The organism is Streptomyces sp. NRRL S-37, from assembly GCF_000721605.1.
Lineage (GTDB): Bacteria > Actinomycetota > Actinomycetes > Streptomycetales > Streptomycetaceae > Streptomyces.
The window spans coordinates 285,332-307,937 of record NZ_JOIZ01000013.1 but is presented as its reverse complement, the minus strand read 5'-3'; the positions used below and the strand labels follow the sequence as shown (position 1 = coordinate 307,937).

Sequence of the window (22,606 nt, the reverse complement as noted above, 5' to 3'; positions counted from 1 at the left end):
GGGGTGGGGGTGGGGGTGGGTGCAGGAGTGGGCGTGGGCGGCGGCGGTGGTGGTGAGCAGAACGGGGGGTCCGTCCAGGTGACGTGTCCCGCGACCGCCACCGCCTCCGTGCCGCCCGGCCCCGTCGAGGCGTACGCGCAGGCGTCGGCCGCGGCCGTGCCGGGTGCGCCGACGAGCGCCCAGATCAGCGTCGTCACGGCCAACGCGCGTGCGGTGGCGCGGGATTGGGTCGGTACGAGTGCGTGCACGACGAAGATCATGAATCGTGAACCGCCGGGCCGTGCCCGGGATCCCGATGATTGCCCCGAAGGAGTTAACAAAAGAAATCCGGGCCACCGTTGAACACGACCCGTGCCTCCATGCGTACCCATCGTCGAGCGGCGGCACAGCAGGGCGCTGCACGACCCTTGCGATGATGTGGAGTTGACGATGAAGACCTCCTGGCGGACCGCCTCACTGGTGGCGAGCGCCGCGGCGGTGCTGGCCCTGACCACGGCGTGCGGTCAGGAGACCGCGCCGCCCGCCACCAGCCAGAACGTGGGTGCCACGGCCGGGGCCGGGGACGTCGGCGCCATCGGCGCAGGCCAGGCGGGCGGCGGCGCCCAGGCGTCGGAGAGCCCTTCCGACACGGCGGGCGAGCTGAGCGTCTCCACCGACGCCGAACTGGGCAAGGTGGTGACCGACAGCCTCGGTCTGACCCTGTACCGCTTCGACCAGGACACCGCCGAGCCGCCCGCCTCCAACTGCGAGGACGACTGCGCCAAGACCTGGCCGCCGGTGCCCGCCGAGGACGCCACGGCCGGCGAGGGCATCGACAAGGCGCTGCTCGGATCGGTCGACCGGGCCGACGGCAGCAAGCAGCTCACCGTCGCCGGCTGGCCGGTCTACCGCTACGTCAAGGACGTCAACGCCGGCGACGTCAAGGGCCAGGGCGTGGGCGGCAAGTGGTTCGCGCTGAACCCCGAGGGCAAGAAGGCGCAGGCGGCCGGCCTGCCCGGTCTGTCCACGCGCGAGGACCCGAAGCTGGGCGAGATCGTCGTCGACAAGAACGGCATGACCGTCTACCGCTTCATGAAGGACGAGGCCTGGCCGAAACCCGTGTCGGCCTGCACCGGCGCCTGCCTGGAGAAGTGGCCGGTGGTGTCGCCGGTCGACTTCGCGGACACCAAGGGCATCCAGAAGAAGGGGTACATGACCTTCACCCGCCCGGACGGCGCCGACCAGCAGACGATCAACTGCTGGCCCATCTACACCTTCGCCGGTGACAAGGCTCCCGGCGACACCAACGGTCAGGGCGTCGGCGGTACCTGGTACGCCGTACGGCCCGACGGAAAGCCGGTCGGCGCGTCGGAGAAGTAGCAGCCTCCCCCAAGGGTGTCGTCCGCTCCGGACGCCGCCGGCCCCGTGTCCGCCCCTCCGCAGCCCGCGGAGGGGCGGACCGTTGTGCCGTGACGCACCGGCACCCGTGGAACGACCGGCACCCTTCTCCGCATTCTCCGCGTACTTCCCGGCATGCCGGAACTCTCCGGAATGCCGCGGGTACCTGCCGTCACGCTCTCGCGGGGACGTCGAACAGGCACGTGCCATTGGCAGTGACCGGGAACGGATGGTCAATTTCCGTTTGGGGTCGCTCCTTTGGCGGGCGATCAGTAGCCTCTGGTCGAACACCGGATCGCCTACGTCTTGGAGAGCTACATGGAGCGTCCCGCCTGGGCCCCGCGGAGCATCGACATCTCGGTGCCCAGCGTCTCCCGGATGTACGACTACTACCTGGGCGGTTCGCACAACTTCGAGGTCGACCGGGAAGCGGCCCGCAGGGCCATGGAGTTCATGCCGGGCCTGCCCAAGATCATGCAGGCGAACCGTGCCTTCATGCGGCGGGCGGTGCGTTTCGCGGCCGGTGAGGGCATCACCCAGTTCCTGGACATCGGTTCCGGCATCCCGACGTTCGGCAACGTCCACGAAGTGGCGCAGGCGGCCGCACCGGACGCCCACGTGATGTACGTCGACCACGACCCGGTGGCCGTGGCGCACAGCCAGGCCGTTCTGGAGGGCAACGAGGGCGCGGGCGTCGTCGCCGCGGACCTCCGCAAGCCGCGGGAGATCCTCGACAGCCCCGAAGTGCTGCGGTTGATCGACCTGAATCGGCCAGTGGCGCTCCTTCTCGTTGCCATACTGCACTTCGTGGAAGACGCGGACGACCCGTACGCGGCGGTGGCCGAACTGCGCCAGGCCCTCGCGCCCGGCAGCATGCTCGTGCTCACCCACGCCTCGTACGAGGGAATCCCGCTGTCGGCGGAGCGGGCCGAGGGGGCGGTGGACGTGTACCAGGACATTCGCAATCCGCTGATCATGCGCACGCGCGACGAGATCGCGCGGTTCTTCGAGGGGTACGACATGGTGGAACCCGGACTGGTGCCGATGCCGCGGTGGCGGCCGGACACCGCACCGGAGGACGAGGATCCCTACGCGTTCTCCGGTTTCGCGGGCGTGGGGCGTACGGCGTGAGCGCGGAGCCGGACGGGCCGGAGGACAGACTGCGCCGGTTCGCGACGATCTGGAGCCGGGCGGTCTTCCCGGTGACCTCGACGTCGTCGACCCGCCCGGAGTTCGAGGAGCGCCTGCTGCCGGTGGCCCGGCTGCTGAGCGAGGCGCTGCGGGCCCGGTCGTTCGACGCGGACGCGGGCCGGGCGGCCGGCGCCGCGCTGGTGGAGGCGCACTGCACCGACCCGGAGGCGCTCAGCCGGACCCTGGACTGCGTGGACGCCTATCTCGTTCTGTACTGCGGCGAGGACGGCGACCGGGAGGACCTGCGGGCGCGCTCCGCGAGGCTCCAGCACGCCATGGCCGCCGGATTCGCGCAGGCGCTGCGCGAGCGGACGCTGGCCGAGCAGGAGGCCGTCGCGCGGGCCGCGCTGGAGGCCCAGGGCGTGGTCGCGCAGGCGCTGCACGCCACCGAGGCCCGGTTCCGCGCGGTGTTCGAGGGCGCGGCCATAGGGATCGGCATCGCCGACCTGGAGGGCAACATCCTTCAGGTCAACGGCGCGCTGCGGCGCATGTTCGGCCTGTCCGAGCAGGCGCTGCGCAGCCGCAAGGTCAAGGAGTGGGTCCACCCCGACGACGCCCCGCAGACCTGGCGGCTCTACGACGAGCTGGTGAGCGGTGAACGCGAGCACTACCACCTCGAAAAGGCGTTCTACCGCCCGGACGGAACGGTCCTGTGGACCAATCTGACGGTGTCCCTGCTGCGGGACGCCGACGGCGACCCGCAGTACCAGCTCGCCCTCATGGAGGACACCACCGAGCGGCGGCTGCTCAATCTCCGGCTGCGGTACGAGGCCACCCACGACGCGCTCACCGGGCTGCCCAACCGGGCGTTCTTCTTCGAGCGGCTGGAGAAGGCGCTCGGAGCCGGCGAGGGCCAGCGGTTCGGGTTGTGCTACCTCGACCTGGACGGCTTCAAGACCGTCAACGACAGCCTCGGGCACGCGGCCGGCGACCGGCTGCTCGTCGAGGTCGCCGACCGGCTGCAGGCCTGCGCCACCGCGTCCGGCGAGATGGTGGCCCGGCTCGGCGGCGACGAGTTCGTGGCACTGACCACCGGCCCCGACACCGAGCGCACCGTCGACGAGCTCGCCGCCCGCATCATGAACGCGCTGCTCGCCCCGATCAGCGTGGACGGCCGGGAGCTGACCGTGCGCGGCAGCATCGGCGTCGTCGAGGGACCGGCCGGGGAACGCAGCGCGGCGGAGGTGCTGCGCAGTGCCGACATCACCATGTACCGGGCCAAGTCGGCGGGCGGCAACCGGTTCGAGCTCGCCGACCCGGAGGCGGACGCCCGCGCCATCACCCGGCACGGGCTCACCACGGCGCTGCCGACGGCCCTGGACCGGGGCGAGTTCTTCATCGAGTACCAGCCGCTGGTGCACCTCGGCGACGGCAGTGTGCGGGGCGCGGAGGCGCTGGTGCGCTGGCTGCACCCGCAGCACGGGGTGCTGTCCCCGGACCGGTTCATCCCGCTCGCCGAGCACACCGGGCTGATCGTTCCGCTGGGCCGCTGGGTGCTGGAGCAGTCGGTGCGCCAGGCCCGCGAGTGGCGGGACCGGCACGGGGGCGAGGCGCTCGGCCCGCTGCGCATCAACGTGAACCTGTCGCCCTGCCAGCTCACGCATCCCGGGCTGGTCCAGGACACGGTGGAGATCCTGGAGCGGGCGGGGATGGCGCCGGACGCGCTGTGCCTGGAGGTGACCGAGTCGGCGCTGATCGGCGCGGACGACGACCTGCTGAAGCCGCTGCGCCGGCTGGCGGAGATGGGCGTCGACATCGCGCTGGACGACTTCGGCACCGGCTACTCCAACCTGGCCAACCTGCGCCGGCTCCCGGTGAGCGTCCTGAAGCTGGACCGTTCCTTCACCCAGAGCATGCAGCGGTTCCCGGCCGACCCCGTCGACCTGAAGATCGTCGAGGGGATCGTCTCCCTGGCCCACAGCCTCGACCTCGCGGTCACGGTGGAGGGCGTGGAGACGGGAGCGCAGGCCGAGCAGTTGCGCATCCTCGGCTGTGACACGGCGCAGGGCTGGTACTACGCCCGGCCGGGACCGCCGGACCGTCTCCACGAGCTGGCCCTCGTCGACGCGACGGGCTAGCCGCCCAGTGGCTCGGGGGTGCGGGTCGTACGGTGGCTGCGGGCCGGTCGTGGCTTGTCGCGCCCACGCGGCGGAGCCGCACATGTGCCTGCCCCGCGCCCCTGGGGGCAGCTCTCACGGACGGAGAAGGATCAGGTGGGGACGGACCGGGACAGGGACGCGGTGAGGGCGGCGATCGAGGGAGAGCTGCGGCTCATGGACCCGGCCGTGCGCTCCTCGCGTGCCGAGGTGGTGCGCCTGCTGGACCCGGAGTTCACCGAGGTGGGCGCCTCGGGCCGGCGCTACACGTACGAGGAGATGCTCGCCGAGCTGCACGACCACCCGGGCGGCTCGGCGGGCGGCCCGGTGTACGAACCGTCGGAGATCACCGGCGTCCTCCTCGCACCCGGCCTGGTGCACCTCACGTACGAGACCCGCTTCGACGGCCACAGGGCCCGCCGCAGCTCCCTCTGGCGCAAGCACGACGACCGAACGGGCTGGCGCATGTACTACCACCAGGGCACCCCGGTCCCCTGAAGGGGCGCGGACTGTGCCGACATGCGGCTCCGCCGCGTGGGTGCGAAGGGGGTCCGGGGGCGGAGCCCCCAGGGACGGGAAGGGAAGGGGCGACGGGGGCGAGGAACCCCCGCGCCCGCCCGCGTCAGCGCTCCAGCAGCATCCGCTGCAACTCCCGCGCGGCCCGAGGCGGAGCCACATCGCTGCGGTGGGCCAGGGCGATGGTCCGGTACAGCCCCGGCCGGGCCAGCGGAGTCACCCGCAGCCCGTGCCCCGACCGCGCGGCCACCATCCGCGGCACCACCGCCACCCCCAGCCCCGCCCGTACGAAGCCCAGCACCGCGTCCATCTCCCCGCCCTCCACCGCGAACTCCGGCTCGAACCCCTCCGCCCGGCACGCCGCCACCGTCAGCTCCCGCAGGTCGTAGCCGTGCCGGAACATCACCAGCCGTTCGCCCTCCAGGTCGGCGATGCGCACGGTGCGCCGGCCCCGTCCCGGCCGCGGGGCGTCCGGGGAGGAGACGACCACCAGGTCCTCGCGCAGCAGCTCCACCGTGGTCAGCGCGGGGGAGGGGGTCGGCAGCGGCAGGACCACCAGGGCCAGGTCCAGCGCCCCGCGGGCCAGCTCCCGTACCAGGTCGTGCGAGCCGCCTTCCTCGACCAGCAGCCGGACGCCCGGGTAGCGGTCGTGGAAGGCGCGCAGCACGTCCGGCAGCAGACCGGTGCACAGGCTCGGCGTTGCCCCCAGCCGCACCCGCCCGCTGCGCAGCTGCGCCACCTCCTGCACCTCGTGCCGGGCGGTGTCCGCGTCCGCCAGGATCCGCCGGGCCAGCGGCAGCAGCGCCTCGCCCGCGTCGGTCAGCGTGATGTTCCCGCGCGCCCGCCGGAACAGATCCGCCCCCAGCTCCCGCTCCAGCGCCTTGATCTGCTGCGACAGCGACGGCTGCGCGACGTGGACCAGCTCCGCGGCCCGGGTGAAGTGCCGGGTCTCGGCGACGGCCACGAAGTACTGGAGCTGCTGGAACTGCACGCACCCAGCATAGGCCCTCCCTATCGAAACGAGCCGGACCATGTCTTGGACCGATGGGGCCCTCCGGCCCTAGCGTCTGGTGACATGGCTCTGGCAACGCGGACGGACCGACGGCCGTCCATGGCACGCACCGTGTGGGACTCGACCGTCGGCAAGAAGACAGTGATGGCGGTCAGCGGCCTGATCATGCTGCTGTACCTGGTCGTCCACATGATCGGGAACCTGAAGATCTTCTTCGGGGCCGGCGAGTTCAACCACTACGCCCACTGGCTGCGCACCGTCGGCGAACCGTTCATGCACTACGAGTGGACGCTGTGGCTGATCCGCGTCGTCCTCGTCGTCGCCGTGGTCGCCCACGCCGTCTCCGCCTACCAGCTCAGCCGCCGCGACATCAAGGCGCGCCCCAGCAAGTACGTGCACAAGAAGCCGCGGGCGAGCTACGCCACGCGCACCATGCGCTGGGGCGGCGTCATCCTCGCCCTGTTCATCGTCTGGCACCTCCTCGACCTGACCACCGGCACCGTGCACTCCGGCGGCTTCGAGACCGGCAAGCCCTACCAGAACGTCGTGGACACCTTCTCCACCTGGTACGGCAACACCATCTACATCGTCGCGATGCTCGCCGTCGGCCTGCACATCCGGCACGGCTTCTGGAGCGCCGCCCAGACCCTCGGCGTCGGCAGCCGCACCCGCGACCGCGCCCTCAAGACCACCGCCAATGCCCTCGCGCTGCTGCTCACGGCCGGCTTCATCGCCGTACCCGTGGGCGTCATGACCGGAGTGGTGAGCTGACCATGACCTCCTACACCGCGTACACGACCGGCGAGCCGGTCACCGACACCAAGGCCCCCGCCGGACCGGTCCACGAGCGCTGGGACAAGCGCCGCTTCGAGGCCAAGCTGGTCAACCCCGCCAACCGGCGCGGCAAGACCGTCATCGTCGTCGGCACCGGCCTCGCGGGCGGCTCCGCCGGCGCCACGCTCGCCGAACAGGGCTATCGCGTCGTCCAGTTCTGCTACCAGGACTCCCCGCGCCGCGCCCACTCCATCGCCGCGCAGGGAGGCATCAACGCGGCGAAGAACTACCGCAACGACGGCGACTCGATCCACCGCCTGTTCTACGACACCGTCAAGGGCGGCGACTTCCGCTCCCGCGAATCCAACGTCCACCGCCTCGCGCAGATCTCCGTCGAGATCATCGACCAGTGCGTCGCCCAGGGCGTGCCCTTCGCCCGCGAGTACGGCGGACTGCTCGACACCCGCTCCTTCGGCGGCGTCCAGGTCTCCCGCACCTTCTACGCCCGCGGCCAGACGGGCCAGCAGCTCCTCCTCGGCGCCTACCAGGCGCTCAGCCGGCAGATCGCCGCCGGGAACGTCGAGATGCACCCGCGCACCGAGATGCTCGACCTGATCGTCGTCGACGGCCGGGCCCGCGGCATCGTCGCCCGGGACCTGATCACCGGGAAGATCGACACGTACGTCGCGGACGCCGTCGTCCTCGCCAGCGGCGGCTACGGCAACGTCTTCTACCTGTCGACGAACGCCATGAACTCCAACGCCACCGCCATCTGGCGGGCGCACCGGCGCGGCGCCTACTTCGCCAACCCCTGCTTCACCCAGATCCACCCCACCTGCATCCCGCGCACCGGCGACCACCAGTCCAAGCTGACGCTGATGAGCGAGTCGCTGCGCAACGACGGCCGCATCTGGGTGCCCAAGGCCAAGGGCGACACCCGCCCGCCCGCGCGGATCCCCGAGGACGAGCGCGACTACTACCTGGAGCGCATCTACCCCTCCTTCGGCAATCTCGTCCCCCGCGACATCGCCTCCCGCGCCGCGAAGAACGTCTGCGACGAGGGCAGGGGGGTGGGCCCCGGCGGCCAGGGCGTCTACCTCGACTTCGCCGACGCCATCAAGCGGATGGGACGCAAGGCCGTCGAGGCCAAGTACGGCAACCTCTTCGACATGTACCAGCGGATCACCGACGAGGATCCGTACGAGGTGCCGATGCGGATCTATCCCGCCGTGCACTACACGATGGGCGGACTGTGGGTCGACTACGACCTCCAGACCACGGTCCCGGGCCTGTTCGCGATCGGTGAGGCCAACTTCTCCGACCACGGCGCCAACCGCCTCGGCGCCTCCGCGCTGATGCAGGGCCTGGCCGACGGCTACTTCGTCCTCCCGGCCACCGTCAACGACTACCTCGCCCGCAACCCGCACCAGGACGAGGTCACCGACGAACACCCGGCGGTACGGGAGGTGCTGGCCGAGACCGAGGAACGGCTGAACCTGCTGCTGTCCGTGGACGGCGACCGCACCCCCGACTCCTTCCACCGCGAGGTCGGCGAACTCATGTGGGAGTTCTGCGGCATGGCCCGCACCGACTCCGGACTGCGCAAGGCCCTCGAACGCATCCCGCAGATCCGCGAGGAGTTCTGGCGGCGCGTCAAGGTCCCCGGCACCGGCGAGGAGTTCAACCAGTCGCTGGAGAAGGCCAACCGCATCGTCGACTACCTGGAGCTCGCCGAGCTGATGTGCCTCGACGCGCTGCACCGCTCCGAGTCCTGCGGCGGCCACTTCCGCGAGGAGTCGCAGACCCCCGACGGCGAGGCCGCGCGCCGGGACGAGGAGTTCTCCTACGCCGCCGCCTGGGAGTTCACCGGCACCGGCGAGGCTCCCGTCCTGCACAAGGAAGACCTGGTCTTCGAGTACGTCCACCCCACCCAGCGGAGCTACGCATGAAGCTCAACCTGCGCGTCTGGCGGCAGAAGAACGCCGACGCCGACGGCGCCATGTCCACGTACGAGGTGGACGGCATCTCACCCGACATGTCCTTCCTGGAGATGCTCGACACCCTCAACGAGGAGCTCATCCTCAAGGGCGAGGACCCGGTCGCCTTCGACCACGACTGCCGCGAGGGCATCTGCGGCGCCTGCTCGCTCGTCATCAACGGCGACGCCCACGGGCCCGAGCGCACCACCACCTGCCAGCTGCACATGCGGTCCTTCAAGGACGGCGACACCATCGACGTCGAGCCGTGGCGGGCGTCCGCCTTCCCGGTCGTGAAGGACCTGGTGGTCGACCGTTCCGCCTTCGACCGGATCATCCAGGCCGGCGGCTACATCACGGCGCCGACCGGCTCCGCTCCCGAGGCCCACGCGACGCCCGTGCCGAAGCCGGACGCGGACCTCGCCTTCGAGCACGCGGAGTGCATCGGGTGCGGGGCGTGCGTGGCGGCCTGCCCCAACGGCGCGGCGATGCTCTTCACCTCCGCGAAGATCAACCACCTGAACGTGCTGCCGCAGGGGGCGCCCGAGCGGGAGACGCGGGTGCTGGACATGGTGGCGCAGATGGACGAGGAGGGGTTCGGGGGGTGCACCCTGGCCGGGGAGTGCGCGACCGCCTGCCCGAAGGGGATCCCGCTGACCTCCATCACGGGGATGAACAAGGAATGGCTGCGGGCCACGCGCAAGGCGGGCAAGCGGTAGCACCGTGCGGCGGCGGGCTGCCGCACGGCCGCGGGCCGTCCACGGGCCGCGGCGCCCACGCGACGGAGCCGCACATCGATACAGCCCCGCGCCCCTTTAGGGCGCCGCACTGAACGTTCGCCGAAAGGTGCGGACGGACGGGGCCGGGAGAGGTGCTCCTCCCGGCCCCGTCTCGCTTTCCGCTCCGGTCATTCAGCATCTCCACATCCGCGCTCCCGGCTCCGGACACGTACACGCCAACCCCGGTCGGGAGAACAGGGGTGTCCCCGCCCCGCTCCGGCGCGTGATCAGGAGAGAGCCATGACCGGCGTGCTGACCGTCGACCACCCCCCGAAGCCCACCGCCCCCACCCGCTACACCGTCACCCTTGCCCGCGACGAGGAGGACGTGCGCGCCGCCCAGCGGCTGCGGTACGACGTCTTCGCGGGGGAGATGGGCGCCCTGCTGACCACCCCGCAGCCGGGACTGGACGTCGACCCCTTCGACGCCTACTGCGACCACCTGCTCGTGCGCGAGGAGGCCGGCGGCCAGGTCGTCGGCACCTACCGGCTGCTGCCGCCGGAGCGCGCCGGGATCGCCGGGCGGCTGTACGCGGAGGGCGAGTTCGACCTGTCGGGGCTCGACACGATACGGCCGTCCCTCGTCGAGGTCGGCCGCTCCTGCGTGCACCCCGACCACCGCGACGGCGCGGTCATCGGACTCATCTGGGCCGGTATCGCCCGCTACATGACCGACCGCGGCCACGCCTGGCTGGCCGGCTGCTGCTCCGTCCCGCTGGCCGACGGGGGCGCGCTCGCCTCCGCCGCCTGGGACCGGGTGCGGGCGGGGCACCTCGCACCCGAGGAGTACCGGGTACGCCCGCTGCTGCCCTGGGTGCCGGGCGCCTCGGCACCCGCCGCGCCCTCCGAGCTGCCGGCCCTGCTGCGCGGCTACCTCCGGCTCGGCGCCTGGGTCTGCGGCGAGCCCGCGCACGACGTGGACTTCGGTGTCGCCGACCTCTACGTGCTGCTGCCGATGAACCGGGTCAACCCCCGCTACCTGCGGCACTTCCTCTCCCTCGTCCCCGCCTGATGAGCGTCTGGCTGCCGAGCGCGCCCTGTACCCCGCGGGGCTGTGTGGAGCCGACGGCGTCCGCGGCGGCCGTGCCGCCGGCGGTGCTGCGGCTGGCGGCGGTGGGCCTGCTGGTCCTCGCCGGGATCGCGCTGCTCCCGCTCGGGCGGTGGATCCCGGACGGCGTGGTGCGCCGGTGGTGCCGGTGGATCGTACGGGCCGCCGGGGTCCGGGTCCGTATCGCCGGGGCCGCCGTGCCCACGGGCGGACTGCTGCTCGTCGCCAACCACATCTCCTGGCTGGACGTGCCGCTGCTCGCGGCGGTCCGTCCGGCCAGGATGCTGGCCAAGGCGGAGGTGCGGCGCTGGCCCGTGGCGGGGGCGCTGGCGGCGCGCGGCGGCGTGCTGTTCATCGACCGTGACCGGCTGCGCGCCCTGCCGGACACGGTCGCCGCGCTCGCCGGGATCCTGCGCGGCGGCGCGGCGGTCGCGGCGTTCCCGGAGGGCAGCACCTGGTGCGGCCTGGCCCGGGGACACTTCCGCCGCGCGGTCTTCCAGGCGGCGCTGGACGCCAGGGTGCCGGTGCAGCCGGTGCGCATCCGCTACCGGAACGCGTGCGGAACCCCGGCCACCGCACCGGCCTTCGTCGGTGACGACACGCTCCTCGCCTCGCTGTGGCGCGTGGCGTCGGCCCGCGGCGTGGTCGCCGAGGTCGAGGTGCGGGCTCCCCTCCCGCCGGGGAGCCACCCCGACCGCCGGGCCCTGGCCCACGCGGCGCAGCCGGAGAAGGCCGCGGGACACGAGTGCGGTCACCGGGGGTGAGCACTGTGGAAAATTAAGTACCTTTTGTTCCTTTTATGCTGTTTTCGGCAGGTGATCCGGGAGAACCGGGAGAGGCGACCTTCGAAAGGAGGGTGATGGAAGATGATCACCCGCGAAGAGATCTCGATCCTGCTGGATCATCCCGTCTACGACGGGGACGGGAACAAGGTAGGCGACGCGAAGCACGTCTTCCTCGACGACGCCAGCGGACGCCCCGAGTGGGTGACCGTCAAAACGGGCATGTTCGGTTCCAATGAGTCGTTCGTCCCCATCCGTGACGCCGCCCTGGTGAAGGACCACCTCGAAGTCCCCTACCGCAAGGACAAGATCAAGGGCGCGCCCAACGTCGACATCGACGCGGGCGGCCACCTGTCGGTGGACGAGGAACACCGTCTGTACGACTACTACGGCATCGACTGGGGCTCCGTGCTGACCGAGCCCGGCGAACGCGACCGGTCTTCCGGCATGGGCACGGCAGGTACGGCAGGAGCGGCGGGTGCCGCCGGTGCGGCGGGCATGGCCGGCCGCCGGGGCGACGCCTCCCGGACGGCGCCGGGCGCGGCCGGTACGGCTGGTAGGACCGGCGCGGCCGGAACCGCGGGCACCGCGGGCCGCCGGGGCGAAGCCCGGACCCGGGGGCACGGCGACGACGCCATGACCCGCTCCGAGGAGCGCATGCACGTCGGTGTCGAGCGGCACGAGGCCGGACGGGCCAGGCTGCGCAAGTACGTGGTCACGGAGGAGGTCCAGCAGACCGTGCCGGTACGCCACGAGGAAGTCCGCGTGGAGCGCGAGCCGATCACGGACGCCAACCGCGGCGATGCCATGTCGGGCCCGGCCTTCAAGGAGGACGAGCACGAGGTCACGCTGTACGAGGAGCGTCCGGTCGTGGAGACCGAGGCGGTGCCGGTCGAGCGGGTCCGGATGACCACGGAGGAGAAGACCGCCGACGAGACCGTCCGCGGCCGGGTCCGCAAGGAGCGCATCGAGGCCGAGACGGAGATGGACGAGGAGTCCGGTCGTCGCGGCCGTGACATCCCCGGCCGTGACACCCCCAAGCGGGGCCGCCAGTAGCGCCGCCCCCGATCCCCAGCGCGCGCCGGTCCCGTCTCACCGGCGCGTCGCCGTGCCGCCGTCCAGCCCGGCGATCACGGCGAGCCGCCGGTAGGAGTCCAGCAGCGCCTCCCGGTCGTAGGTGCTGGTGGTGACGAGCACCTCCTGCGCGCCCGTCTCCTCCAGGACCGCCTCCAGCCGGTGCGCCACCTCGTCCTCGGTGCCGGCCAGCTGGCCGCTGAGCCCCGACTCGTAGAAGCCGCGCTCCTTGGCGCTCAGGGAGAGCGCCTCGACGCGCTCGGCGGGCGGCAGCGGCGGAAAGCTGCCGTGGGTCCGGGAGTACGCCATCGACCAGGCCTCCGGGACCAGCAGCCGCCGGGCCTCCTCGGGGGTACCGGCCACCGCGACCGTGCCGGAGACGACCACGTACGGCTCGCTCGCCCACGGAGAAGGGCGGAACCGGTCGCGGTAGTGGTCGATGCCGCGCCGCATCCTGTCCCGGTCGCGGAGGTCACCGATGACCATCGGCAGGCCCGCCCGGGCCGCGATCGTGGCGCCCTCGCCCATGGCGAGCACGAACGGCGGCACGGTCAGACCCTCGGCGGGCCGCGCGTGCACCCCGGTGGGAGAGGTGCCCCGGAACCAGCCGAGCAGCTCGTCGAGCTGGGCCGCGAAGTCCTCCGCGTCGTCCTTGCCGCGCCCCAGCGCCCTGCGCACCCCGTCGGTGAAGCCGACCGACCGGCCCAGACCCATGTCGACGCGGCCCGGGAACAGCGACTCCAGCACCCCGAACTGCTCGGCCACCACCAGGGGCCGGTGGTTGGGCAGCATCACCCCGCCGGTGCCGACGCGGATGGTCCGGGTCGCCCCGGCGACGGCGGCGGCCAGCACGGTCGGCGCCGAACCGGCGACCCCCGGCACCCCGTGGTGTTCGGCGACCCAGAACCGGTGGTAGCCGAGCCGCTCCACCTCCCGCGCCAGGCCGACGGTGTCCCGCAGCGCCTCGGGGCCGGTGTGCCCTTCACGGATGCGGGAGCGGTCGAGGACGGAGAAGCGGGCCGAGCGGATCACGGAACTCATACCGGGTTCAACACCCGGTGGCCCGCAGGATTCCGCACACCCCGCGTCTAGGCTGTGCGGTGTGACCCACCGCGACGAGCGGCCGCTGGCCGTGTTCGACCTCGACAACACCCTCGCCGGCACGGCGCACCGGCAGCGCTTCCTGGAACGCAGGCCGCGCGACTGGGACGCCTTCTTCGCCGCCGCGCCGCAGGACCCCCCGCTCGCCGAGGGCATCGCGCTGGTCCACGAGAGCGCGCGGGAATGCGGGATCGTCTACCTCACCGGACGCCCCGAACGCTGCCGGCGCGACACGCTGGACTGGCTCGCCGCCCAGGGGCTGCCCGAGGGCGACGTGCACATGCGCGGCAACGCCGACCGCAGGCCGGCCCGCCACACCAAGCTGGCGATCCTGCGCCGCCTCGCCCGCACCCGGGACGTCCGTGTGCTCGTGGACGACGACGAACTGGTCTGCCTGGACGCCCGGCGGGCCGGCTTCACCGTCGTACAGGCCCGCTGGACGGCCCCGTCCGGCGAGCTGAAGGACGCGCAGGAGCGCGAAGGGCGGACCTGACCCCGTCCGTCCGGACCCGGACCCTGGCTCAGTCCGTCCCCTCCAGCCGGAAGCCGACCTTCAGCCCCACCTGCCAGTGCGCGACCTGCCCGTTCTCGATCTGGCCGCGCACCTGGGTCACCTCGAACCAGTCCAGATTGCGCAGGGTCTGCGAAGCGCGTTCGATGCCGTTGCGTACGGCCTGGTCGACACCGTCGGGTGAGGTGCCGACGATCTCCGTGACCCGGTAGGTGTGATTCGACATGTACGTGCTCCTCTCGCCTCGTTCCACCGTGCCCCACACCGCGGCGGAGCGCGAGACGGCGGCCTCGTTCGCCCGACGGCCTTGACCTGAGCATTGGTCCATACCAAGATGCTGAGGACCCGCCCGAGCCCCGCTCGCCCCCCACGCCGGGACCCGCCCTGTCCGTCAGACAGAAACAGGACCCTTCGTGAAACGCCGTCTGCTCGCCCTTGTCTGTGTGTCCTCCTGCCTGCTCGGCGGCTGCGGTCTGATGCCCGGCGACGCCGAACGGAGCACGGTCACCGTGTGGTTGATGCGGCACAGCGCCTCGCAGGAGTACCTGGACCGCTTCACGGAGGAGTTCGAGCGCGAGCACCCCGGACTCGACCTCGACATCAGCGTCCAGGAGTGGACCGGCATCGGCGAGAAGGTGCAGAAGGCGCTGAAGACGGATGAGGAGGACGGCCCCGACGTCATCGAGGTCGGCAACACCCAGGTCGCCGCGTACGCGGAGGGCGACGGACTGCTCGACCTCACCCTGGAGTCCATGCGCGACTGGGGCCGGGAGGACTGGCTGCCCGGTCTCGCCGAACCCGGCCAGTGGGGCTCCCAGCAGTACGGCATCCCCTGGTACGCGGCCAACCGCGTCGTCATCTACCGCAAGGACCTCTTCCGGCAGGCCGGCGTCACCGCCCCGCCGAAGACCCGCGACGAGTGGCTCACCCTCACCGAGAAGCTCGACACCGGCGGCAACCAGGGCATCTACCTCGCCGGACAGGACTGGTACACGCTCGCGGGCTTCATCTGGGAGGAGGGCGGAGAGCTCGCCAAGGAGCGGGACGGCGTCTGGCGCGGCGCGCTGGACAGTCCGGAGGCGCTGCGCGGCATGGACTTCTACCGCCGGCTCCAGGCCCTCGGCGACGGACCGGCCGACGCCGACGAGGAACACCCGCCGCAGGCGGGCGTGTTCGCCGGGGGCGAGGTCGCCCAGATCGTGGCCGTACCGGGACTGGTGAGCGCCGTCCTCAAGCAGAACCCGGAACTCGAGGACGAGTTGGGCTACTTCCCCGTCCCCGGCAGGACCGCCGGCAAGCCCGGTGCCGTCTTCACCGGTGGCTCCGACCTCGTGATCCCGGCCAGGACGGACACCCGGGAGGGCGCCGTCGAGGTCGTCGCCGCGCTCACCGGCGACCGGTGGAACACCGAGCTGGCCCGCACGATGAACTACGTCCCCAACAAGGCCGGACTCGCCGATTCGGTGAAGGGGGAGGAGGGGGTCGCGGCCATGGCGGCCGGAGCCGCACAGGGCCGGGCGACCCCCGCCACCCCCCGGTGGAGCGCGGTCGAGGCGGACAACCCGATCAAGGAGTACATGACCGAGGTGCTCACCGGGGCCGACCCGGCCACCGGGGCCGGGCGCGCCGCGCGCCGCATCACCGAGGCCCTGGCCTTCGACTAGGGCGACGCGCGGCCCGGCTGCGTTCCCGTCAGCGTGCGACGCTCAGGGACAGCGCGAACCGCGCCTCCCCGTCCGTCCACCACCGGACCGGCTCCAGTCCGGCGGCCGCCAGCTCCTTCCGTACTCCGTTCCGGCGGAACTTCGCCGACACCTCGGTGCGCAGGTCCTCGCCCGCCGCGAAGTCCACGGCGAGTCCCAAGGAGGGGATCTTCACCGTCTGCGTGATACGGGAGCGCAGCCGCATCTCGATCCACTCGTGCCCGGCGTCCCACAGCGCCACATGGTCGAAGGTGTCCGGGTCGAAGTCGGCGCCCAGCTCCCGGTTGATGACGGACAGGACGTTCTTGTTGAACGCGGCCGTCACACCGGCCGCGTCGTCGTACGCCCGGACCAGCACCTTCTCGTCCTTCACCAGGTCCGTGCCCAGCAGCAGGGCGTCGCCCGGGGCGAGCAGGGCGCGGACGGAGGCGAGGAACGCGGCGCGCTCGGCCGGCAGCAGATTGCCGATGGTGCCGCCGAGGAACGCCACCAGCCGCGGCCCCGGCGTGTCGGGCAGGGCCGGCAGGGCGGTGAAGTCGGCGACCATCGCGTGCACGTCCAGCCCCGGCCGCTCGGCGGCCAGCGCCCGCCCGGCCAGGGTGAGGGCGCTCTCGCTGACGTCGACGGGGACATAGGCGCGCAGCCCGGTCAGGGCGTCGATCAGGTGCCGTGTCTTCTCCGAGGAGCCGGAGCCCAGCTCGACCAGGGTGCGGGCACCGGACGCCGCGGCGATCTCACCGGCGCGGGCGCGCAGGATCTCGCGTTCGGCGCGGGTCGGGTAGTACTCGGGCAGCGCGGTGATCTCCTCGAAGAGTTCACTGCCCCGCGCATCGTAGAACCACTTGGGCGGCAGCGTCTTGGGGCTGCCGGCCAGGCCCTCGCGGACGTCGGCGCGCAGGGCGGCGTCGGTGGTGTCCTCGGGCAGGGTGCGGGTGACATGGAACGGACTCACGTGAGGGGCTCCTTGAGCGGGGTCAGCAGGACGTCCGTACGGCTCGCCGCGAGCAGGGTGCGGTCGGGGACCTCGCGCCAGTGCGGATCGTCGTCGTAGGGCTCGGAGGCCACGACGGTTCCGCCGCCGGCCCGGGTGAGGTACCACAGCGTGTCGCCCCAGGCGGTCGCCGTGACGGTGTCGCCATTGGTGAGCAGCAGGTTGAGCCGGGCCCCGGGGGCCGCCGCGGCGACCTCCAGGACCGTGTCGGCCAGCGCCTGCCCCTCCTCGTCACCGGCCCGCAGCCGGGCCAGCACCAGTGCCCACACGAACGCGGAGTCGTTGCGGGCCTCCAGCGACAGCACGTCCTCGGCGGGCAGGGACGACACCAGCGGCGCGAGCGACCCCGGCCAGCCCGGCACCGCCCCGTTGTGGCTGAACAGCCAGGTCCCGGCCGCGAACGGCGCCGCCGCGGCCTCCGCGTCCGCGCCCGACAGGGTCGCGTCCCGTACGGCCGCGAGCAGCGCCCGGGTCCGTACGACACGGGCGAGATCCGCGAACGACAGGTCCGCCCACACCGGTCCGGCCCGCCGGTACCGGGCCGGCACCGGATCGCCCTGCGCGTACCAGCCCACGCCGAAGCCGTCGGCGTTGACCGTGCCGTACCGCTGCCGCCGGGGCGCCCAGGACTGGCGGTACAGTCCGTGCGGCGGTCTCACGAGCAGTTCGCCCAGCGGCTCCGCGGGCCCCACGTACGCCACATGACGGCACATCAGACGTCCTCCGAGCGTGCCGTGCGGAACCCGGAGAAGATCTGCCGCCGGACCGGCAGGTCCCAGTTGCGGAACGTCCCCCGGCAGGCCACCGGGTCCACGGCGAACGAACCGCCGCGCAGCACCTTGTACTCCGGACCGAAGAACACCTCCGAGTACTCCTTGTACGGGAACGCCCTGAACCCCGGGTACGGCAGGAAGTCGCTCGCCGTCCACTCCCACACGTCGCCGATCAACTGCCGTACGCCCAGCGGCGACTCACCGGCCGGATAGCTCCCGGCGGGCGCCGGACGCAGGTGGCGCTGGCCGAGGTTGGCGTGCTCGGGTCCGGGGTCGGCGTCGCCCCACGGGTAGCGGGTCGAGCGGTCGCCGGCCGGGTCGTACCGGGCCGCCTTCTCCCACTCGGCCTCGGTGGGCAGCCGGCGCCCGGCCCAGCGGGCGTAGGCGTCGGCCTCGTACCAGCACACGTGCAGCACCGGCTCGTCGGGCGGCACCACCTCGGTGACGCCGAACCGGCGCCGCAGCCACTGCCGGCCGTCCCGGCGCCAGAACAGCGGAGCGGTGAGGGAGTTGCGGCGGACGTGCGCCCAGCCCTCGGCCGTCCACCAGCGGGGCTCGTCGTAGCCGCCGTCCTCGATGAACGCCTGGTACGCGGCGTTCGTCACCGGGGTGGTGTCGATCCGGAAGGGCGCCACCTCGCGCCGGTGCGCGGGCCGTTCGTTGTCCAGCGCCCACGGCTCGTCCGAGGTGCCCATGGTGAACGGGCCGCCCGGGACCAGGACTTCGGCCGGGCCCGTGAACAGCGGCACCGGCTCCGGGTCCGGGGCGGTCAGCGCCTGAGGACCCTTGCGGAGCTGATGGGTGATGAGCATGGTCTCGTCGTGCTGCTGCTCGTGCTGCGCGATCATCCCGAAGGCGAAGCCCGCCTCCGTCAGCCGCGTCCCGTGGAACGCGGCCCTCTCCAGCACGTCCAGCGCCCGGCCGCGCACGTCGGCCGCGTACCGGCGGGCCTCCTCCGGCGGCAGCAGCGGCAGCTTCGGACGTTCGGAGCGCGGGTGCTCGAAGGCGTCGTACAGCGAGTCGATCTCGGGCCGTATCGCCTCATGCCCGGCGACGGCCCGCAGCAGCCACTGCTCCTCCTGGTTGCCGATGTGGGCGAGGTCCCACACCAGCGGCGACATCAGCGGCGAGTGCTGGGCGGTCAGGTCGGGACCGTCGACACAGCTGGTGAGCAGCGTGGTGCGGTCCCGTGCGGTGACCAGCGAGGCGACCGCGCGCTCGCGCAGGGCTTCGGCGTCGAGGGCGGGGTCGGTCATGAGGGGGTGTCCTTCCCGTGCGGGTGCGTGGGGCGGGGGCGCGTGGCGCGGGCCGTCGCCCGCAGCTCGTCGAGCGAGTCGTCGGCCGGGCAGCGGCCGCGGGCGGCGTACCGGTCCCGGTACGCCGCGACCGCGTCGACCACCTCGGTGCCGGCGCCGAGCCGGGGCAGGGCGTCCAGTGCCGTCGCGAAGCAGGTGACGGCTACCTCGCGCAGCTCCGGGTCGGCCAGGCCGACGCGGGCCGCGTCCCGCCAGAGCGGATTGTGCGGCGCGGGCATGCCGTGCGCCCGCTCGGCCAGCGGTTTCACCGTCCGGTAGGCGGTCTCGGCGGCCTCCGGGTCGTCGAACAGCGCCGCGACCACGGCCAGCGGCACGATCCAGCCGTCGTCACCGGGCTGCGCGTCGATCATGCGCAGTTCCAGGTGGCCGCGCGGCCGCACCGGCGGGAACAGGGTCGTGACGTGGTAGTCGAGGTCCTCCCGGGTCGGCGGTCCGGGGGTGCCGGACCTGGTCCACTCCCGGAAGGTGAGCCCGTCCGGCACGTGCCAGGGCCCGCTGTCACGCCGTACGCACATCACCGGCGAGTCCAGGACGTGCCGGGCCCAGGCGCCGCGCGGGTCGGCGTCGAGGACGGGGCCGCCCGCCCGGCCGGTGCCGATCTGCGTCCAGCGGAGCTGTCGCGTGGACAGCCAGCCGGTCGGCCGGCCGCCGGAGAGCGGGGAGTTGGCGAACACGGCGACCAGGACCGCGCCCAGCTGGTGCGCCAGCCACCAGCGCCGTACGTGGCCGAGCGGGCCGGGCTCCTCGTACCCGGCGTCCACGCACACCTGCACGGAGGCGGAGGCGCACATCATGGCCCGGCCGGCGGGTCCGGTGCGGTCGAGACAGGCCTCCATGGCGTCGTACCGCGGCTGCCGCAGAAAGCGGCAGGGAACGCGCCAGGGGTCGTGGCCGAGGCCGGTGAGGACCAGTCCGTCCTCGCGCAGCACCGCGCGGACGGCGTCCAGGTCGGCGGAGACGGTACGGACACATTCCATCAGGGAGGCGGCGGGCGGCGAGCTCAGCTCCAGCTGGCCGCCGGGCTCGACGGTGAGCGCCGACCTCAGGGGCACGGTCCGCAGAGCGGCGTAGGCCGCTTCGAGTCGTTCGGGTGACACGGGGAGCCGCGGGTCCCGCAGCTCGCGGACGAGCCATTCCACCTCGACACCGAGGCGGCGCGGCGGTCCGGTCTTGAAGCAGATGCCCCGCACCAGGGCCTCCACCTCGGCTTCTGTGACGGCGGTACGCGGCTCCACACAGCCGCCTGCCGAATCGGACATGTCGGGATCCTCCTGAGATTCCACCATGTCACCGGCCGGGAGCTTCGCCGCTCCCGGCCGGCGTCAACCCGTCCAGCCAAAACCTTCGCGTCGGCGGGCACAAGAGCGCCTGGCGGGGCGTTCCGGGTCCGTCATCCTTTCGTCCGTCCTGTTCCCGGGCGGTTTCCCGCCCGTTTCCCGGGCCTTCTCCGGAGGCGGAAACTCCGTTGCGCCGCCTCACCAGCATCGCTCAGGATGCCTGCGTGAGCACGACGAGCGGGACCGCGCGGCGCGGGGTCACGGCGGCTACGGGGGTGGCGCCGTGAGCGCGCGCCTGCGCGGCATCGCCCGGGAGACCGAACGGATCGTGGCGGCCGGTGCCTACCGCGCGCCCGGCGGCCACGAGGTGTCCATCGGGGCGGCGGTCGAGGCCGCGGCCCGCGGAACGCGGACGTACGGGCCGCTGCCGGTCCCGTTCCCGGCGTTCCGGCCGGCCGGCACCCGGTTCGAGGTCACCGGCGAGAGCAGCCTGGAGGCCGCCCGGCGGCTCGCGGACGGTGTGGCCGTGCTGAACTTCGCCTCCGCCCGCAATCCGGGCGGCGGATACCTCAACGGCGCCCAGGCCCAGGAGGAGGCCCTGTGCCGCGCCTCCGCGCTGTACACCTGCCTGCTGCGAGCCCCGGACTTCTACGACCACCACCGCGCCCACCGCGACCCGTTCTACACGGACCGGGTGATCCACTCACCCGCCGTGCCGGTCTTCCGCGACGACCGCGGACGCCTCCTGGACGAGCCGTTCACGGCCGGTTTCCTCACCTCGCCCGCGCCCAACGCGGGAGTGATCCTGCGCACGGCGCCGGAGCGGGCGGACGAGGTGCCCCGCGCCCTGGTGGTACGGGCCGGCCGGGTGCTGGAGACCGCGGCCGCGCACGGCTACCGGCGGCTCGTGCTGGGCGCCTGGGGCTGCGGGGTGTTCCGCAACGACCCCGCCCAGGTGGCGGCGGCGTTCCGGTCGCACCTGGAGCCGGGCGGACGCTTCGCGGGCGCCTTCGCGCACGTGGTGTTCGGCATCCTGGACCGCACCCGTGACAGCGCGGTCCGCGCCGCGTTCGAGCGGACCTTCGCGGACCTGCTGCCCGGCCCGGCGGGGATCAGCTCCAGCCGTACCGCTCCCGCAGCCGCTGACGCACGAGGTTGAACCGCATCCGGTCCAGCGCGCACGCCTCCCGGCGCATGCCCTCCTCGTGCAGCCGCAGCACCCGGTCCACGTCGACCCACGAGTCGCGGCCCGACCGGTCCCACGGCCCGCTGCCGATCGGCACCCACTCCCGGTCCCCGTCGTGCCGCCTGCTCGACAACTGCACGGCGAGGAAACTCCCGGCCGCCTCCCGGGCGACGACGAGCACCGGACGGTCCTTGCCCCGGCCGTCGTTCTCCTCATAGGGCACCCAGGTCCAGACGATCTCCCCGGGGTCGGGGTCGCCGTCGTGCGCGGGCGAGTACTCGGTACGCACCCGGCCCACCTCACGGGGCGCGGCCTCGACGGTGGCGTAAGGGCCGTGGCGGCCCGGGGCGTTCTCAGGGCTGAAGGCGGTCACAGGCGTACCGTACGGCACCCCTCACACGGCCGACGACGCCGGCCGCCTCCGTACACGGTCCGGAAGGCGTGCGGGGAGGGCCGGACCGTCCCGAGCCGTCCCGGGGGCCGCTCGGCGAGTGCCCGCGAGGCCGCCTTCCCGGCGACCGGCGGCCGGCGCGCGGGCGCCGGCTCGTGCCGGGGGCGTGGACGACGGCCCCGGGACCGTCCGGCCGTCCGCGCGGATCGCGGGGCCCGGCACCGACGGGCCCGTCGCGGGCCGCTCACGCGGGCACCGGTTCAGTCCGGCCCGGGCCGCCCCGTGAGTTCCCGGCCCGTGACCATCTCGGCCTCGATCCGGACGAACACCCCGTCGTGCATCGGCATCCACGAGCGGGGACCGGTCCGCAGCAGACGTTCGTGCCCGGCCGGGTCGGTCACCACGGCCGCCCGGCCCGTGACCACCACGCTCCAGCCGGACCGGCTCCAGGCGTCGAAGTCGTCGGCCTCGAAGGCGACCACGACGCCGTCGACCGCCCGGACCAGATCGGACGCGGCGGAGGTGCACAGCACCACGGAGGCGTCCGTGTCCAGGGCGAAGTTGACGGGGAGGACGGCGGGCAGCGCCTGCCGGGTGTAGACGACGCGACCGACCGGCACCTTGGCCAGCAGGCGCAGGCACTCCTGGCGGTCGAGCGGCCGGAAGCCATCGCTGTGGATCATTCCCCCATCGTCGGCGGCGGACCCCCGCCGGGCTAGGGCCGGACGGCCCT

Annotated in this window: 22 protein-coding genes and 1 pseudogene; 13 read left to right on the top strand and 10 right to left on the bottom strand. The window is 72.9% G+C overall.

Annotated features, from left to right (window positions below; genetic code table 11):
- Positions 1-248 (bottom strand): annotated as a pseudogene (locus IH50_RS41705) (hypothetical protein); the annotation flags it as partial.
- A gap of 181 nt (positions 249-429) precedes the next feature.
- Here IH50_RS41705 and IH50_RS0120445 point away from each other — a divergent pair.
- The 4 genes from IH50_RS0120445 to IH50_RS0120430 all read left to right on the top strand — a co-directional run bounded on the left by IH50_RS0120445 (position 430) and on the right by IH50_RS0120430 (position 5,162).
- On the top strand, positions 430-1,359 hold the full coding sequence (locus IH50_RS0120445; protein ID WP_030864034.1) for an SCO0930 family lipoprotein: 930 nt from the start codon (positions 430-432) through the stop codon (positions 1,357-1,359).
- A 336-nt stretch (positions 1,360-1,695) separates the two neighbouring features.
- Entirely contained in the window at positions 1,696-2,508 is an 813-nt protein-coding gene (locus tag IH50_RS0120440) for an SAM-dependent methyltransferase (RefSeq protein ID WP_030864031.1), read from the top strand.
- Positions 2,505-4,646, top strand: a complete 2,142-nt coding sequence (locus IH50_RS0120435) for a putative bifunctional diguanylate cyclase/phosphodiesterase (protein ID WP_030864029.1) — start codon at positions 2,505-2,507, stop codon at positions 4,644-4,646. Before IH50_RS0120440 ends, IH50_RS0120435 begins: the two co-directional genes overlap by 4 nt.
- A 195-nt stretch (positions 4,647-4,841) precedes the next feature.
- Complete coding sequence (locus tag IH50_RS0120430) at positions 4,842-5,162, top strand: DUF4440 domain-containing protein (protein ID WP_051767388.1); 321 nt, start codon at positions 4,842-4,844, stop codon at positions 5,160-5,162.
- A gap of 124 nt (positions 5,163-5,286) precedes the next feature.
- Here the strand turns inward: IH50_RS0120430 and IH50_RS0120425 are convergent, their stop codons facing one another.
- Entirely contained in the window at positions 5,287-6,171 is an 885-nt protein-coding gene (locus IH50_RS0120425) for a LysR family transcriptional regulator (RefSeq protein ID WP_030864025.1), read from the bottom strand.
- Between the two features lie 120 nt (positions 6,172-6,291).
- On the opposite strand from IH50_RS0120425, the gene IH50_RS0120420 reads away from it, so the two are divergent.
- The 6 genes from IH50_RS0120420 to IH50_RS0120395 all read left to right on the top strand — a co-directional run bounded on the left by IH50_RS0120420 (position 6,292) and on the right by IH50_RS0120395 (position 12,606).
- The gene (locus tag IH50_RS0120420; protein WP_030864020.1) at positions 6,292-6,963 is read left to right on the top strand and encodes a succinate dehydrogenase; all 672 of its coding nucleotides are present in this window, start codon (positions 6,292-6,294) and stop codon (positions 6,961-6,963) included.
- A 2-nt stretch (positions 6,964-6,965) separates the two neighbouring features.
- Positions 6,966-8,915, top strand: coding sequence for a fumarate reductase/succinate dehydrogenase flavoprotein subunit (locus IH50_RS0120415; RefSeq protein ID WP_030864018.1), 1,950 nt, complete (start codon positions 6,966-6,968; stop codon positions 8,913-8,915).
- Positions 8,912-9,661: a succinate dehydrogenase/fumarate reductase iron-sulfur subunit gene (locus IH50_RS0120410; RefSeq protein ID WP_030864016.1), complete on the top strand. Its 750-nt coding sequence runs from the start codon at positions 8,912-8,914 to the stop codon at positions 9,659-9,661. Before IH50_RS0120415 ends, IH50_RS0120410 begins: the two co-directional genes overlap by 4 nt.
- A gap of 300 nt (positions 9,662-9,961) precedes the next feature.
- On the top strand, positions 9,962-10,732 hold the full coding sequence (locus tag IH50_RS0120405) for a GNAT family N-acetyltransferase (RefSeq protein ID WP_030864014.1): 771 nt from the start codon (positions 9,962-9,964) through the stop codon (positions 10,730-10,732).
- The gene (locus tag IH50_RS0120400; RefSeq protein WP_030864012.1) at positions 10,732-11,532 is read left to right on the top strand and encodes a lysophospholipid acyltransferase family protein; all 801 of its coding nucleotides are present in this window, start codon (positions 10,732-10,734) and stop codon (positions 11,530-11,532) included. Before IH50_RS0120405 ends, IH50_RS0120400 begins: the two co-directional genes overlap by 1 nt.
- A gap of 102 nt (positions 11,533-11,634) precedes the next feature.
- Entirely contained in the window at positions 11,635-12,606 is a 972-nt protein-coding gene (locus IH50_RS0120395; RefSeq protein ID WP_030864009.1) for a DUF2382 domain-containing protein, read from the top strand.
- A 36-nt stretch (positions 12,607-12,642) separates the two neighbouring features.
- Here the strand turns inward: IH50_RS0120395 and IH50_RS0120390 are convergent, their stop codons facing one another.
- Positions 12,643-13,665: an LLM class flavin-dependent oxidoreductase gene (locus tag IH50_RS0120390; RefSeq protein ID WP_030864005.1), complete on the bottom strand. Its 1,023-nt coding sequence runs from the start codon at positions 13,663-13,665 to the stop codon at positions 12,643-12,645.
- Positions 13,666-13,726: 61 nt separating this feature from the next.
- Between IH50_RS0120390 and IH50_RS0120385 the strand changes: the two genes are divergently transcribed.
- Positions 13,727-14,218, top strand: coding sequence for a nucleotidase (locus tag IH50_RS0120385; RefSeq protein ID WP_030864003.1), 492 nt, complete (start codon positions 13,727-13,729; stop codon positions 14,216-14,218).
- A gap of 28 nt (positions 14,219-14,246) precedes the next feature.
- Here IH50_RS0120385 and IH50_RS0120380 read toward each other — a convergent pair whose 3' ends face one another.
- The gene (locus IH50_RS0120380; protein WP_030864002.1) at positions 14,247-14,462 is read right to left on the bottom strand and encodes a dodecin; all 216 of its coding nucleotides are present in this window, start codon (positions 14,460-14,462) and stop codon (positions 14,247-14,249) included.
- Between the two features lie 187 nt (positions 14,463-14,649).
- On the opposite strand from IH50_RS0120380, the gene IH50_RS0120375 reads away from it, so the two are divergent.
- Positions 14,650-15,900, top strand: coding sequence for an extracellular solute-binding protein (locus IH50_RS0120375; RefSeq protein ID WP_030863999.1), 1,251 nt, complete (start codon positions 14,650-14,652; stop codon positions 15,898-15,900).
- 28 nt (positions 15,901-15,928) lie between these two features.
- Here IH50_RS0120375 and egtD read toward each other — a convergent pair whose 3' ends face one another.
- From egtD to egtA, 4 genes are read right to left on the bottom strand one after another with little or no spacing between them, the layout of a single operon-like run.
- The gene (egtD, locus tag IH50_RS0120370; RefSeq protein WP_030863996.1) at positions 15,929-16,891 is read right to left on the bottom strand and encodes an L-histidine N(alpha)-methyltransferase; all 963 of its coding nucleotides are present in this window, start codon (positions 16,889-16,891) and stop codon (positions 15,929-15,931) included.
- Positions 16,888-17,643, bottom strand: coding sequence for an ergothioneine biosynthesis protein EgtC (gene egtC / locus IH50_RS0120365; protein ID WP_030863994.1), 756 nt, complete (start codon positions 17,641-17,643; stop codon positions 16,888-16,890). The genes egtD and egtC overlap by 4 nt, the downstream gene beginning before the upstream one ends.
- A complete protein-coding gene (egtB, locus tag IH50_RS0120360; RefSeq protein ID WP_030863993.1) occupies positions 17,643-18,959 on the bottom strand; it encodes an ergothioneine biosynthesis protein EgtB in 1,317 nt (438 codons plus the stop codon). The genes egtC and egtB overlap by 1 nt, the downstream gene beginning before the upstream one ends.
- Entirely contained in the window at positions 18,956-20,278 is a 1,323-nt protein-coding gene (egtA, locus tag IH50_RS0120355) for an ergothioneine biosynthesis glutamate--cysteine ligase EgtA (protein WP_030863991.1), read from the bottom strand. Before egtA ends, egtB begins: the two co-directional genes overlap by 4 nt.
- Before the next feature lie 301 nt (positions 20,279-20,579).
- On the opposite strand from egtA, the gene IH50_RS0120350 reads away from it, so the two are divergent.
- Complete coding sequence (locus tag IH50_RS0120350; protein WP_030863988.1) at positions 20,580-21,455, top strand: TIGR02452 family protein; 876 nt, start codon at positions 20,580-20,582, stop codon at positions 21,453-21,455.
- Here IH50_RS0120350 and IH50_RS0120345 read toward each other — a convergent pair.
- Together IH50_RS0120345 and IH50_RS0120340 are read right to left on the bottom strand one after the other, a co-directional pair.
- Positions 21,409-21,855: a type II toxin-antitoxin system PemK/MazF family toxin gene (locus IH50_RS0120345; RefSeq protein ID WP_030863986.1), complete on the bottom strand. Its 447-nt coding sequence runs from the start codon at positions 21,853-21,855 to the stop codon at positions 21,409-21,411. The two genes, IH50_RS0120350 and IH50_RS0120345, sit on opposite strands and share 47 nt — an antisense overlap.
- Positions 21,856-22,133: 278 nt before the next feature.
- Positions 22,134-22,556 (bottom strand): pyridoxamine 5'-phosphate oxidase family protein, encoded by a 423-nt coding sequence (locus IH50_RS0120340; protein WP_030863984.1) that lies wholly within the window; start codon positions 22,554-22,556, stop codon positions 22,134-22,136.
- Positions 22,557-22,606 lie beyond the last annotated feature (50 nt).

Bases quoted from the DNA above. Each gene is read 5' to 3' on its own strand.
- IH50_RS0120420 (WP_030864020.1), top strand. From the start codon at position 6,292: ATGGCACGCACCGTGTGGGACTCGACCGTCGGCAAGAAGACAGTGATG.
- IH50_RS0120400 (WP_030864012.1), top strand. From the start codon at position 10,732: ATGAGCGTCTGGCTGCCGAGCGCGCCCTGTACCCCGCGGGGCTGTGTG.
- IH50_RS0120405 (WP_030864014.1), top strand. From the start codon at position 9,962: ATGACCGGCGTGCTGACCGTCGACCACCCCCCGAAGCCCACCGCCCCC.
- IH50_RS0120430 (WP_051767388.1), top strand. From the start codon at position 4,842: ATGGACCCGGCCGTGCGCTCCTCGCGTGCCGAGGTGGTGCGCCTGCTG.
- IH50_RS0120410 (WP_030864016.1), top strand. From the start codon at position 8,912: ATGAAGCTCAACCTGCGCGTCTGGCGGCAGAAGAACGCCGACGCCGAC.
- egtA (WP_030863991.1), bottom strand. From the start codon at position 20,278: ATGTCCGATTCGGCAGGCGGCTGTGTGGAGCCGCGTACCGCCGTCACA.
- IH50_RS0120440 (WP_030864031.1), top strand. From the start codon at position 1,696: ATGGAGCGTCCCGCCTGGGCCCCGCGGAGCATCGACATCTCGGTGCCC.
- IH50_RS0120340 (WP_030863984.1), bottom strand. From the start codon at position 22,556: ATGATCCACAGCGATGGCTTCCGGCCGCTCGACCGCCAGGAGTGCCTG.
- IH50_RS0120390 (WP_030864005.1), bottom strand. From the start codon at position 13,665: ATGAGTTCCGTGATCCGCTCGGCCCGCTTCTCCGTCCTCGACCGCTCC.
- egtC (WP_030863994.1), bottom strand. From the start codon at position 17,643: ATGTGCCGTCATGTGGCGTACGTGGGGCCCGCGGAGCCGCTGGGCGAA.
- egtB (WP_030863993.1), bottom strand. From the start codon at position 18,959: ATGACCGACCCCGCCCTCGACGCCGAAGCCCTGCGCGAGCGCGCGGTC.
- IH50_RS0120395 (WP_030864009.1), top strand. From the start codon at position 11,635: ATGATCACCCGCGAAGAGATCTCGATCCTGCTGGATCATCCCGTCTAC.
- IH50_RS0120380 (WP_030864002.1), bottom strand. From the start codon at position 14,462: ATGTCGAATCACACCTACCGGGTCACGGAGATCGTCGGCACCTCACCC.
- IH50_RS0120415 (WP_030864018.1), top strand. From the start codon at position 6,966: ATGACCTCCTACACCGCGTACACGACCGGCGAGCCGGTCACCGACACC.
- IH50_RS0120445 (WP_030864034.1), top strand. From the start codon at position 430: ATGAAGACCTCCTGGCGGACCGCCTCACTGGTGGCGAGCGCCGCGGCG.